9 protein-coding genes are annotated in these 13253 nt (G+C 64.4%); 3 read left to right on the forward strand and 6 right to left on the reverse strand.

Features of this window, described 5'->3' with window-relative positions; translation table 11 throughout:
• Window positions 1-6: 6 nt before the first annotated feature.
• Entirely contained in the window at window positions 7-1617 is a 1611-nt protein-coding gene (locus tag AB0C30_RS15240) for a thiamine pyrophosphate-dependent enzyme (protein WP_357943619.1), read from the reverse strand.
• 151 nt (window positions 1618-1768) lie between these two features.
• Here AB0C30_RS15240 and AB0C30_RS15245 point away from each other — a divergent pair, with 151 nt between their 5' ends.
• Window positions 1769-2893 carry an FAD-dependent oxidoreductase gene (locus AB0C30_RS15245; RefSeq protein WP_357943621.1) on the forward strand — a complete coding sequence of 375 codons (1125 nt, stop codon included), beginning with the start codon at window positions 1769-1771 and terminating at the stop codon, window positions 2891-2893.
• 32 nt (window positions 2894-2925) lie between these two features.
• Here the strand turns inward: AB0C30_RS15245 and prfH are convergent, their stop codons facing one another.
• From prfH to AB0C30_RS15265, 4 genes are all read right to left on the reverse strand, one after another.
• On the reverse strand, window positions 2926-3603 hold the full coding sequence (gene prfH / locus AB0C30_RS15250; RefSeq protein ID WP_357943623.1) for a peptide chain release factor H: 678 nt from the start codon (window positions 3601-3603) through the stop codon (window positions 2926-2928).
• Entirely contained in the window at window positions 3600-4787 is a 1188-nt protein-coding gene (locus tag AB0C30_RS15255; protein WP_357943625.1) for an RNA ligase RtcB family protein, read from the reverse strand. The genes prfH and AB0C30_RS15255 overlap by 4 nt, the downstream gene beginning before the upstream one ends.
• Before the next feature lie 247 nt (window positions 4788-5034).
• The gene (locus tag AB0C30_RS15260) at window positions 5035-5904 is read right to left on the reverse strand and encodes a LysR family transcriptional regulator (RefSeq protein ID WP_357943627.1); all 870 of its coding nucleotides are present in this window, start codon (window positions 5902-5904) and stop codon (window positions 5035-5037) included.
• Window positions 5901-6596 (reverse strand): hypothetical protein, encoded by a 696-nt coding sequence (locus AB0C30_RS15265; RefSeq protein ID WP_357943629.1) that lies wholly within the window; start codon window positions 6594-6596, stop codon window positions 5901-5903. Before AB0C30_RS15265 ends, AB0C30_RS15260 begins: the two co-directional genes overlap by 4 nt.
• A gap of 351 nt (window positions 6597-6947) precedes the next feature.
• On the opposite strand from AB0C30_RS15265, the gene AB0C30_RS15270 reads away from it, so the two are divergent.
• A complete protein-coding gene (locus tag AB0C30_RS15270; protein WP_357943631.1) occupies window positions 6948-8126 on the forward strand; it encodes a beta-propeller fold lactonase family protein in 1179 nt (392 codons plus the stop codon).
• Between the two features lie 259 nt (window positions 8127-8385).
• Entirely contained in the window at window positions 8386-9177 is a 792-nt protein-coding gene (locus AB0C30_RS15275) for a hypothetical protein (protein ID WP_357943633.1), read from the forward strand.
• Between the two features lie 511 nt (window positions 9178-9688).
• Here AB0C30_RS15275 and AB0C30_RS15280 read toward each other — a convergent pair.
• Window positions 9689-13099 (reverse strand): NACHT domain-containing protein, encoded by a 3411-nt coding sequence (locus tag AB0C30_RS15280; protein WP_357943635.1) that lies wholly within the window; start codon window positions 13097-13099, stop codon window positions 9689-9691.
• Between the last annotated feature and the right edge of the window lie 154 nt (window positions 13100-13253).

Raw genomic sequence — 13253 nt, forward strand, 5'->3', positions numbered from 1 at the left:
CGCGGGTCAGGGCAACTGCGCCGGCAGGCCGCGCGGGTTGACCTTCGCGATGATCAGCGCCGGGGCCCTGGATGTCTTCACGGTGGCGAGCGCCTGGTCGAGCTCCGCCGCAGTGTCGACGGAGTGGGTGGACCGGACGCCGAGGCCGTTGGCCAGCTTGACGAAGTCCCATTGGTTGAGCAGGACGTAGGGCTTCGGCGGCACGCTGGGATCGCTGAAGTAGTGCGCGTCGATGAGGTACTGCTCCAGGCCATAGATGCCGTTGTCGATGACCACGACGACGGGGTTGCGGCCGTAGCGCGCGAACGTGGACAGTGCCTGGGCGGTCATGTGGAAGCCGCCGTCCCCGCAGATGACCAGAGGGCGCCGGCTCGACCCGAAGGACGCGCCGACCGCGGCGGCCACGGAATGGCCGATGGAGGCCCACACAGCGCCGCACAGGAACCCGTCGCGGCCCTTGACCGGCAGGTTCGCGGCTGAGGCGCCGCCGAGGAAGGTGTCGGGGATCACGAGCCATGAGGTGTCCAGGGCGGCGCCGATGCGGTCGAACACCTGGCCATAGGTCAGCGGGCCCGAGGCGGCGGGCAGGGCCGGGTCAACGGCCACGGGCAGGGGCTCTGGCGCCTCCTTGGCCGCCTCGGCCACGAGTGCGCTCACCAGGGCGGTGATCTCCGCGTTCTGCTTGCTCCCGTTTTTGATCTTCACCTTGCCGTCGTAGGCGATGACGATGCGGTTGGTGCCGTCGCGGACGAACGAGGCGTAGCTGCTGGGGAAGACGCAGCCGAGCATCACGATGAGGTCGGCCTCCTGGACGGCGGCGGGCTGGGAGTTCGGCGGGGCGAAGACCCCGGCCCAGCCGTCTTCCTGTTCGGAAAGCACCGACTTGGCCGGCACCTGGGTCACCCACAAGACACCGAGCTTGGCGATCAGCTCGGCCACCTTGTCGGCCAGCCCGTAGCGCTGGATCTCGGTGCCCACCATGAGCACCGGCTTCGCGGCGGCGCGGACGAGGCCGACGATCGTGGTGGCGAGCTGCTGCTCGGTGCCCGCCGCCGGGTTGGTGACGGACAGTGTCCCGGCGGGGGGCGTACAGGGCGCCGTCCAGATAGTCCGGTCGATCTCGATGTAGACGGGCCGCTTCCTCCTGATCGCCGTCGAGATCGCGTGGTCGACCAGCGCGGGCACGTCGGTGGCCCGCTCGGCGCGGGCCGCACTCGCGGTGACCAGCCGATAGGCGTTGAGGTCCCCGTCCGGCTGGCCGGTCGAGTGTGAGAACAGGACGTCGAAGTCCTTCAGGTTGGCCAGGTTGGCGGCGTTCGGGCCGCCGTTCAGGACGACGACCGGACTGCGCTCAACGTACGCGCCGGCGATGGCGTTGATCATGCTGAGCATGCCGACACCGTTGGCCACCGCGACGGCGCCGAGCCCCCTCGTACGCGCGTAGCCGTCGGCCGCGTAACCCGCTTCGAGGTCGGTGGCGGTCACGACCGGCTTGATGTTGTGCGCGCCTACGGCGTCGAACAGCGGCGCACAGCACGTGGCGGGCACGCCGAACAGAGTGTCGACCTGCTGCTGGCTAAGCCGCTTGAGGATGTAGTCGGCAACGGTGAAGGGCACGATGACGCTCCTGGAAACGCCCGCCGTACGGCAGCTCAGTCGGATGGGGACAGGCGCGGATCGTCCGGCCGCTTGGGATGCTTACCCAGAGTAGTGGAGCGAACACGCGGGTAGGCATACCGCGCAGGGCAGTACTCATCGGAGGTCGGAAATGCTGCTGGACGAGCGTGGTGTGAGCACACTCCCTAACCTGCCCACCCCGGATTTCACCTTCGATCCTCATCAACCGGGCGCGTGCGTCGCAGGTCTGAGGCCCTACCGCAAAGGGTCCTACCGGCTCGACAAGGAGGTGCTGGGAGACAAGTTCGTCGTCCACAACTATGGCCATGGCGGCGGAGGCATCACGTTGAGCTGGGGCTGTGCCGCCAAGGTGCGCGACATGGTGCTCCGGCGCCAGACCGAGACCGGGACGGTCGAAAGGGAGGTCGCGGTGCTCGGCGCCGGCGTCATGGGGATGACCGCCGCCACGCTGCTGCTCGACCTCGGCCTCAACGTCACCATCTACTCCGACCGCAAGCCGGTCGACACCACGTCGTACAAGGCCGGCGGCCAATGGGCCGTGTCCATCTTGGAGTATTCCAAGGAATTCACGAAGGTCCAGGAGCTCCAATACATCATCAGAACCGCCTACACGATGTTCAAGGCCTGCATCGGCAAGGGCTTCGGCGTCTCCGAGTGTGACAACTACAGCGTCAACGCCACCTCAGGTATCGAGGTGGTGCACGACCTCGTGCCAGGGCTGTTGCCGCAGCGCGAATACCTGCAGCGTCTGCCGTTCGAGGGGCACAACACATCCGGATACAGGTACCGGACGTTGCTCGTCGAACCGCCCATCTTCATACCCAGGCTGGAACGCGACCTGAGGGCGCGCGGCGTCACGTTCGTGAATCGGAGATTCATCAACAGCGCGGACGTGCTCACGTCCTTGACGCAGAAGGTGATCATCAACTGCACCGGGCTCGGCGCGAAGGAGCTGTGGAACGACTCCGAAATGCTCTCACTCAGAGGACAGCTCGCGATGTTGCGGCCGCAGGTCAACCTTGAATACCTGTATGGCCAGAACGGGTACCTGTTCCCGCGCAACGACCACGTCGTCATCGGGGGCACCGTCGAGGATACCGATGAAGAGGTGTTCGATCCGGAGAGGTGCAGGGGACTGGTGCGGTATATGGCTGGAGCGTTCGGCCAGCTACCGGCGGTGCCGATGCCGGACTTCCACATCCACCACCCGCGCAACGAGCGCCTGGTCGATCCGAGGTTGTCGATCTCCACCTGACCCAGAGCGGTGGACGTGGTCGGGGTGGACTGTCACCGTCGCCGGCGTGTCCGCACCTGCGGGATCAGGTCCTGCTTCGACGGTTCCGGGCGTTCGACGCGGGTGGGGTCGCCGCGTACGAGCTCATCGTGGATACGCCACCGGGCGGCGGTGACGGCGCGCTCCGCCGCCTCGTCGCCATGCTCTAGGCGCTCCCGCAGCAGCCGCATGGCGATCCGGCGATTGAGACTGAACTGTCGCTCGGTGTCGACCACGACGACGATCCCCGTGGGCCGGTGGGTCGCTCGTACGGCCGTGCTGGCCTTGTTGCGATGTTGACCGCCGGGGCCGCCGGTGCGGCAGGCGACGATGTCGACGTCTTCTTCCGCGAACGTCGTGCGCGGGGCGTCGACCTGGCACGGTTGGGAGATGACGTACCAGTTCCTCCGGCCGGTGTTTACCCGGTACGGGCTGGGCGCCTGCCAGCACAGAGTTCCGGACCATGAGGCGGCGAACGCCTCGGCGTCGTCTCCTGCGATCCGGATGAGGACCGATCGGTAGGTGCCGGGCCGGTCACCGGGAGCGATATGGGCCCGGTGAGTCTCCAGATTCTGCTGGGTGGCGTCGGCTTCCAGGCGGTGCAGCAGCTGGGCAAGGGCCCAGGCACACTCCTGCGGGCCGCGCCCGGCCGACAGGAGCAGGTGGACGCTCTCGGCCGGGTGGACGCTCACGGCCGCCCCCGCTTGCGGCGCTGGTCCCGGTGGTCCCTCCGGGACGCCGGCCCGAGATCAGGCGTCTTGTAGGTGACCAGCGGGATCGTGGTGGCCACGGGCGTGGCCAGGTCGTGCTCGACGAGGTCGGCGATCACCTGCTCGATGCGCTTGTACGCTGTCGGCGCCTCCTCGAAGAGCAACTGGCGGTCGCCGCACACCACCAGAGATCCCATCGGTGTGCGGCGCAGTTCTTCGACCGTGTGCTTGGCCCGCCCGCGCCGCAGGGCGTCGGCACGGGACATCTTGCGACCCGCGCCGTGCGCCACGGAATGGCCGGCGTCCGGCCCGGCGTGGGCGGCCACAAGATAGGAAGGGGTGCCGCGCGTACCGGCGATGAGCACGTCGCGGCCGTCACCCGGCGCCGCTCCCTTGCGGTGCAGGTAGATCCCGTCGCGGATTTCGACCAGGTTGTGGCACTGGTCGATGATCGGCTCGGTGGGCTCGGTCCCCAGGGCATGGGCGACCCGGGCGGCCAGCAGCCGCCGGTTGAGCGATCCCCAGCGTACGGCGTCGTCATGCATTGCCAGGTAGGCATCGGGATCAGGGGCGGGGCCCGCGCCGTGGACCTCGGTGTGAGCGCGCAGGATCCGTTCGCCCAGCCCTCGGGAACCGCTGTGGACGATGAGGACCAGGTCATCGGTGGCGAGTCCGAGTCGGCTCGCGTGGTCCGGCTCGAAGACGGTCCCGATTCGCGCCAGCTCGACGAAGTGGTTACCTCGGCCGACCGTCCCGAGACCCTCGACGTGACCGGCCGGAATATCGCCCTTTAGAACAGCCCAGGCCGGGTCGTCGGCGGTTTGCTCAGCGTCGAGCGCGCGATCGAGGTCGGGGAACCGGGCGGCGAGCTTCTCGGGTACGGCGCGCTTGAGCTTGACGGGGAACACGGCGATGCCACAACCGATGTCGGAGCCCACCAGGAACGGGTACAAGATGGTCGACGCCATGGCGGCGCCGATGGGGGCGCCCTTGCCGGGGTGCAGGTCTGGCATGGCGGCGACGTGCATCATGCCGTCGAGGGCGGCCACCTGATGGCATTGCGCGACGGCATCGGACTCGATCCAGCTGGTGGGGGAGGCGAACACGGTGACGCTGGCCGACCCCGTGGCCGGGGTGGACGGCAGCTGGGAGTGTTGCTGAGACAAAGACGCTCTCTTCGCTGAACAGGGGGATGGGCGGGCGGCATCACGGCGCGAGCCGGCGCCGTGGCATCTCGGATTAGTGGGGTGCTGTCCGTCAGAGCCTCATGGACACCACATTCCCCTGAGCCCGCCAAGCGGGGCAAACGGTTTTCGGCCGTACGGGCTCACGTGTCTGCACGCACCCTTTGGAAGACGATGTCGCTGAGGAGTGGAAGCGCTGGGGGCTTGCGGTAGAGAGCGCCAGCGTGCTTCAGACCGTTTCGAGCGCATGGTCGAGGAGTGCGGTGGCCGCAGGGAGCGGGTCGGCCGGGAAGGCCAGCAGGATAGTGCGCACGGAGGGCGGTTCGAGAGGGATGGTGTGAACGCCAGGGTGGTGAGCGGGTAGGGAGAGCTCGGGCAGGATGCTCACGCCGAGCCCTTCGGCGACCATGGCGAGGATGCTGTTGGTGTCGCGGACTCGATAGTGGCAGCGCAGGCTCGTGCCTGCTTCCCGCGCGAGCGCCGTGATAAGCGGCTCGCATCCGCCCGTCGACATGATGAACGGCTGCCGGGCCAGGTCCGCGACCGGCACGCTGTGGCGTACGGCCAGGTCGTGGCCGCTGGGTAGGGCGGCCAGCATCTGGTCGGTGACCAGCGGGCGCATGACCAGATCGGGCACGCTGGCGGAGACGGCCCCGGCCGTCAGGGTGCCGATGTCGGCGGCCCCGGTCTGCAGCCAGTCGAGTACCTCCCCGTCCGACCCCTCGATCACGGTGAGCCGCACGTGCGGATGCGCTTCGCCGAACGTCCGCAGGATCTGCGGCAGCAGGCGGGCGTTGGCACTGGGGATGGCGCCGACGCGCAGGCTGCCGCGACCGTCCCCGCGCGCCGCGGCCGCCTCCTGCTCCAGGGCTTCGAGCTGGGTGAGGATGAGCGCGGCGCGGCGGCAGACGGCCCGCCCGGCCGCGGTCAGGCTCACCCCGTGGCCGCCCCTGCTGAGGAGGGCCAGCCCAAGCTCCCTCTCCAGGCCCCGCACGGCGTGGCTGACCGCAGACTGCGTGGTGCTCAGCTCCTCGGCCGCGCGGGTCATGTTGCCCGTACGCGCGACCGCCTGGAGGATCCTGAGCTGCGTGAACGTCATAGCGCCGCGCGCAGCAGTCCCACGACCAGCGGGTGCGGGCGCCCGGGCCACGAGCTCGTCTGCGGCACGAACAGTGTGGCCAGATAGTACGGGTGGCCGGAAATCTCCAGCACCCGGGCCTCGCCGGTGTCGTCCACGCCCGTCACCCGTAGTCCGCCCACGTGCAGGGCGCTCTGGTAAGCGGGATTGAGGCCGAAGTTGCAGTAGTACTGCTCCTTGGCCTCCTCGCGCCCGTACACGTCGGCCACCAGGGAGCCGGGCGTGAGCGTGACGGGCATGGTCCGGCCGGCGAGCGAGCAGGCCAACTCGGTGACGAACAGGCTGGAGGCGTAGGGGTCGTACTCGGCGTGCTGCGCGTCCTCGAACCCGAGCACGTGGCGGGCGTACTCGAGAATGATGTGCTGGCATCCGCCGCACGTCCCCAGGGTGGGGACGCCGTGCTCGCGGCCGTGCCGGAGCGCGGCCAGTGCGCCGCGCAGGCTGCGGTACGGGCTCCCAGGAGCGCACCACAGCACGTCCGCGGCGCGGACGGCGGACAGGTCCGCTTCGAGCGGCTCGGTGGCCAGCCAGCGGACCTCGATCTCGATCCCGAGGTGGTCGGCGGCGTGGCGCAGCGCATCGTCGGTAGCCACGTGCGGGGTGTATGTCTTGTCGTAGTCGCCGATGACCGCGACCTGCAAGGAAGGCGTCATGCGCCCACTATGCGGGGACGGCGGCATGAGCTCCAATACCTGATTGCGCAGACGTCATGAGCTCACGCTCATGACGTCGTCGGTCTCAATGTCCATATGGAAACGGGGCGCGTCGTGGACCGACTGCACGACCACGAGCGGGCCAGGCTCGGGCAAGGCGCTGTGCCAGGTAGAGGCAAGACCGCCGGCGCCGGTTGTCACCGAGCGCGTTTCTCGCCACGTTCCGCCGAACCGTCGGCCGCTACCTCTGTAGGGACGGCGGAACGAGCCCATGGAACGGTATGGCACCCCGGTGGAACGCCTATGAGGGTGTCGGCAAATCAGGTTCAAGGAGTGATGAAGGAGACGTTCGTGTCATCCGTATTCAGGAGAGCGCGTGCTGCCGTCCTGGCCGCCGCACTGCTCTGCGTCCCAGCTCTCGCCCCGTCCCCGGCCGCTGCGGACCCGGTGTTGCCACCCTCCGGCGGCGTGCTCTACGTCACCAACGCGGTCTCCGGTGATGTCTCGTCCCTGGCGATCGGCCCGGGGGGCACCCTGTCGCCACTGGGCACGCCCGTGTCCACCGGCGGTTGCACCCTGGAGGGCACAGGCCCCGGCTGCACCCCGCGGGGCATAGCCCTCACCCCGAATGGGGCCACCGCGTACGTCGTCAACAGCGACTCGAGCACGCTGGCGGTGTTCCGAGTGGGAGTGCGGGGCGCGCTCCAGCCGCATCCGCTGCTCGTCGAGACCGGGAAGGAGCCGTGGGGGGCGACGGTCGCGCCCAACGGCCGCACCCTGTACGTCACTGACACCGCCGACCGGACCATTTCGGCGTACCGCATCGGAGCCGATGGCACGCCCAGCCGGTTCGCCGTATTCCGCACCACCTCGGACCACCCGAAGCAGACGGTGCTGTCCCCCGACGGGCGCTTCCTCTACCTCTCGTACGCGGACGCGGCCGAGACCGAAGACAGCCCGGCGCGGCCCATCACCAGATACGCCGTGCTGCCGGACGGCTCGCTCGGACCCCCGCAGGACGTGGCGAAGGCCGGGCCGGCCAACTACGGGATCACGATGAGCCCGGACGGCGGCCTGTTGTACGTGACCTCGAACGTCGCGCAGAACGTGCAGGGGTTCCGGGTCGGTAAGGATGGCTCGCTGAAACCCGTGCCCGGGTTGCCGGTCTCCGTGCCGTTCCCGGTCGGTCTCAAGGTCACGCCCGATGGGCAGCACCTGTACGTCTGCGCCAACCTCGACACCGGCTCGCCCCCCGGCGGTCTGCTCGGCTTCACGATCCACGCGGACGGCTCGCTCACGCCGACCGCCGACTCGCCCGCCCCCACTCCTGGCACCGCGGCGGTCGCGATCACACCGGACGGCCGGGACGTCTTCGCCAACATCCAGGACACGAGCCAGGTGGTCGCGTTCGCGATCGGATCCGGCGGCACGCTGAAGCAGGCTCCCGGATCGCCGTTCAGCACCGGTGGGAAGCGCCCGCTGAGCCAGTCGCTCGCCGTACGCCCGGTTCCCGCAGCCACTCCGCAGTAGGGGTCGGCCCGACCGTGATGCGCGGTTTGCCGCTACCGACGATCTGTGCATCACGGTCGGCACCCACCAAGACCAGCTCCTACCGCATGGCTCAGACCCGCGTCCGGACACAGGCAGGAGAATCGGCCTGATCATTACAGCTCACTATGGGCCCACGACCTGATCACGTTCCTTGTCAGGCGGTCGACCGCGTTCCGGCAGGGGACAACTCTCTCGAACCTATGATCGAACTATGGTGATCCGGCTAGCATGGCGTGCCATGGCGATCACTGAGGAGTTGGTCACGAGGCTGCGGGCCGCGGCGACTGCGGGGGATCCGGACGCCGCTCGCGAGCTAGGCCGCCTGCTGTGCATGCTCAGGACCGACTCTCGGGAAGACGCCCTGGACGGGGAGTTCCTCGCTACTTGGCCGGAGGAGCCGTGGCTCCGCGCCGCCTTGCGCGCCCGCCCCGACGATCAGCTCGCCGCTGTCATGCTCGCCGGGCGGCTCGTCCAGCAGATCGCCTATTGGCAGATCGATGATGACCACGCGATCGCGCAGGGTGAGGACGATCACACCCTCGCTCGCAGGCGGGACGAAGCACACGCCCTCTACGTGCGAGTGCTGGAAGCGGATCCCGGCAATCCCGCCGCGCGCGCCGGAGTCGCCACCCTGAACGCCTTGACCGGCGACACCGGCGGCATCGACGTACTGGAGACGAAGCCTCCCTTCTCGTACTACGAGCTCCATCTGGAGGCGGCGGGGTCAGGCTCGTTCCTCCATTCCGAGTGCGTTGTCACCACTCATCCGGACGAGGTGCGCTGGGCCTGCTCATGGCTCATGGCTCCGGTGGTGGCGGAGGTGGAGGAACCTCCCTTCGGCGTAGACCTTTGCCTCTTCACCTATTCGGACGGGCGGTTCGCCGGCTCGATCAACCTCGGCGAGCATTTCACCGCCGACGGCCTGCTCGACTGGGACGTGGTCGAGATACCGCCGCTCACCGGCGAGCCGCTCCCCGTGGGCCACCCGGTGGGGACGAGCCACTACGGCTACTCCTGCGACTGGGGATGAGTCCGATCCTGCCTTTCAACTGCGGGACTAAACCAATCAGCGGTGGGATGGGTCGGCCGAGGAGCTGTCGCGGTCGAAGACGACGAGGGACTGCATGGTCTGAACGATCGGCTCAGCTACACCATGGAGACCAATAAATCCCTGAGTAGCCTGGGAAAACACCCCCAAGATCATCCCGTATATGTCCCGTGATCATGGTCCTACGGCTGATGCGGGTGCCCTTGGTGACCTACCAGGGCCAGGCAAGCCAGAAACCTGTGGCCGAGAAACCACAGGTCAACGCACGAAAAGCCTAGTGGAGAAGAATGGCAAGTGGACCCGCACCGCAGGGCCGCCAAGGCCCGAGGAGCGGACGCCACGCGGCAGAGCCCTTACGCCAGCGGTCACAGTCGCGCGCGCTTAAGCTGGCGGATCGTCACATGTCAGGCCGCACATAGATCAACACCGATTGAGCACACAGACAGGAAGTGGGACGTGAGACTGGATATTCTTCTCCTCGAACGAATGTCGCTCACGAGCTTGTATTGGGTTTAACCCACCCAATCAGCTGTTCAAGCCGTCGAATTTCGACCTCATCGTGAGCCGCTGTCAAAGCATCTTTAAGGATCTTGTAAACAATATTTGCCGCATTCACACTCAGAAGCCTTTCGGCTGCCCGCCAACGTATATCAAGACCGTGGGAATAATCCGCGCAAACCTTGCACCAGAGCTCGATTGCTCCTTTGACCTGTCCAACCTCCTCAAAGAGATCCGCTAGCTCCATCCGTTCATCGCCGGAAAGGGAACACACGGCCTCCGTGAGAGCGATAACTTCCGGAAGAGCATCACCTCCCGCGGCCGAAATCCATGATCGTATGGCAACCTTGAGCTCCTCAAGGGTACGTCCGGCATCATACATGGCCAACCGACAGAGTTTGACAACTGCATCTACCTGCCGATGTTTCGCAAGAATAGGTGTCAACTCGGCCGAGAGGGGAGCGCAACCCGCGGGCCGCAAACGCAGCATGTCCATTATATGATCCAGCGCTTCGCCTCCATTTTCCTCCAACAGAATATCTGCTGCCTCGATGAATGATTCCCTTGGGCTGCCTGGATCACTAATTATCCTAGAGGCAAACATAGAGGCGGCCTGGCCGAGTCCCTGATCTACCAAATGGCGCATTGCCCAATGGAGCTCAAAAGGTCCATGATCAGCTTCACGCAACCAGGAGATTATCTCATCTGTTGCAGACGCGCCATATACCGAGACCAACACTCTTATCGGATCCAAAAACTCGACCCCGCCATGACTGCTAGGATTTTGGAGAATCGCTCGAGCGAGGTTTACTGCATCGTCAGAGTATCCAAGCTCAAGGAGCTGACGGGCAATAAGTGGCCGAACATCGGAGTTCCAGCAAGAATGAGTACTGGCTATTTTTACGATGGTTGTGGCCCCAGCTGCGCCACATGACTCAACCCAGGATTGCACAACGCTTTGAATACCCTCCTCATCAGTGCCAGTCAGAAGAACTTCCCGTGCGTGAGGTTCAGCGAGTTCGCGCGATCCGAGTCGGAAGTAGATATTTGCGATTCCAGCATGCGCCCACTCATTGCTGTGCTGCCGTTTCTTGATCGCTGCATCGATGGCATCGAGCGCTGATGATCCTTCTACAAATTCCCAAACCTCGGCTGCAAATTCCAAGAGATCTCCATTTTGGTCAGGGCCGCTGAGAACTGCACTAGCAAGATCTGCGACTCCTGTAGTCCTCCCCAGGTCTGCCAATTCTGAGCATGCCCAGACCTTGCGCCAGGTGCCACCGAGAACAAGCAATCGCTCCAGCAGTTGAATCCTGACTCCTGTTGCTGAGGCATCCAGTTCAGAAAGATGGGTGATTAGATTGGCCAATCCATCGGGATCTTCCATATCAGTGAGCTCATACAGGAGATCTAGGCTGCCAGAGACATTGCTAACCCGAGCATAGGCCGCAGCGGCAACAACTCGAATAGACGGATTGAGTTCCCGAGTCCGTGCAAGTGTGCTCAGACGCCTTGCGAGTCTTTCATTGCCTCGGAGTTCGCTCAATTCGTCAAACAGCGCGCGTTCATCACTGGAGCGAAGGTGGTTCGTCTCTACGATGGAGCCCAGCAGGCGATCGATAGCAGCATCCTCTAGTTCCAGGCCAAGAGGAACGCCTGCAGTAACCAGCCGCAGCGCCATTATCTTGTGCTGAAGATCTTGAGCGAGCAAGAGCCTTACTATTGTGGCAATCTTATTGTTCGATTTTCGCGCCCAATGCGCTAATGCGAAGAAGGCAAAGTTTCTCGTGGCCTCACTTCTAATGCGCCCAGTCCATTCGGCTAGATCAGAAAACTCGGATGGAAGCGCAGCTGCAGCAGCCCTCGCAGCGATAAATTCCGCAAATGAACGATGAAGAAATGAGAGCTTACCATCGAAGATCAGAATGCTAGTTGCACCTAGCAGGCGACCCAGATCATCTTCAATTCCCTCGGGCATCCTTAGCTCCGCGGGAAGATGTGCACGCGTCCAATTGGAGGCAGCGGCAAGCAGCGATTCCTTGCCTAGAAGTTTAAGTTCGCTCTCCGCCAGGTGGAGTATTAATGACTCCTGATTGGCAAATATCCACTCCGCGATATCCGCGCATCCGACTTCTTCCCATCTCTCCCGTATCCGTGATCGAAGATCTGAGCGGTGACCACGCACTGCCGAGAGTTCGTCCAAAAATCGTTCATAAAGATCGATACGACCCCTTGGTAGCGACTTTGTTGGATGTCTCGAAAAGAATGTTGCAGCTATTGTGGCAAGGAGGGGGACTCGCATTAGTTCGCTCAATCCGGCAACTCGGGCCTGCTGAAGAAATGCCTGTGCAAGGCCATCTGTCTCGGGCGCACCCTGAGCAGCGAACCACCGTTCAGCGAAAGTCTGTTGTTGTTCTTCATCGAATCCACGCAGAGCGTAGAAACCGATCGCGCGCCCTTGAAAGGGGCTCAACTCGTCTTGGGGAAGCGGCCGCGAAGTAATGATGAGGCGGTACGGCGTCCCATGTTCGATGCGCATTGAAAGGACATTTAACACTCTTGCCCGGTCTCTGGGTGAGGGTATCTCGTCCAAGCCATCGACCACGACAAGCCAGCGAACCCCGTAGGTTGTTTGGGCGAATATCTGCGGCTCGAATGGCACCGTCAAGGCGCTTGCGTACGAGGCATTCGCCAATACCTGCCCCCAACTGCCTGTCAGGACTTCAGCGGCAGTAATACTGATAGCAATGACCGGCTCGGGACACCACGGCGTTTCCTCAAACGGACCCTCTATCCAAGTCCGTGCGATCTGGCGAACCAACAGTCTGGCTAGCGTTGTTTTTCCGGTGCCTGGACCACCTGTGATAAACAAGTGATCGTGCTTCGCAAGTGCATAAGGGAATGGAATATCCCGTTGATTGTACTTTGGTGGGCGTTCGACTTGAGTCGATGTTTCGTGTATTTCAGCCAAAGGTATGGGATGGACTCCCTGCTCAACATAGACGTCGGCAAGTGGGGGGCGATTGACGTCTAGAAGGTCATAGGGGAAGCGATCAACTGCATCCCCTTGGCTGAGGAAGAACTCTCTTAGTCGCGCGTCGAGGGGTGGGAGATCCTGCCAGGTTGCGATATGCAACTTTTCGGATGTTGGCTTTAGATCCATCGCTCTCTTCGCCCTCGTCCACATTGGCTCAGCCACCTCCGCCGTTTGACCAAGTGCACGTGCCATGAGGCAGGTCAGCTTCCAGTCGAGGAGGCGCTCACCCCGGAGGAACTCGTAGACCGGATTCACCTGAATCGGCAGGCCCTGTCTTTGTACGGACAGGATGAATGACCGGACTGAGTGGTTCTTGGCGCGGAGGAGCTGCTTGAACCAACTGGTGAGCTCGCCGAGCTCGGGATGCACCTCACGCTGACTCTGCTGTGGTCTCCCTCCAGGCACCGAGCCTCCCTCAGAGACGAGTTTCTCAGGCGTTTCCTCAGCCTAGAAGGAAACTGATGCCGACGAACATCATTGCCTCAATCCGTTACGCCGAACCAAGGAGCAACCGATGCGAAGT

Source organism: Nonomuraea sp. NPDC048901 (genome assembly GCF_040649695.1).
Lineage (GTDB): Bacteria > Actinomycetota > Actinomycetes > Streptosporangiales > Streptosporangiaceae > Nonomuraea.

Excerpts from the sequence above, each read along its gene's own strand:
- AB0C30_RS15265 (WP_357943629.1), bottom strand. The coding sequence starts at position 6,596 with ATGACGCCTTCCTTGCAGGTCGCGGTCATCGGCGACTACGACAAGACA.
- AB0C30_RS15245 (WP_357943621.1), top strand. The coding sequence starts at position 1,769 with ATGCTGCTGGACGAGCGTGGTGTGAGCACACTCCCTAACCTGCCCACC.
- AB0C30_RS15275 (WP_357943633.1), top strand. The coding sequence starts at position 8,386 with ATGGCGATCACTGAGGAGTTGGTCACGAGGCTGCGGGCCGCGGCGACT.
- AB0C30_RS15260 (WP_357943627.1), bottom strand. The coding sequence starts at position 5,904 with ATGACGTTCACGCAGCTCAGGATCCTCCAGGCGGTCGCGCGTACGGGC.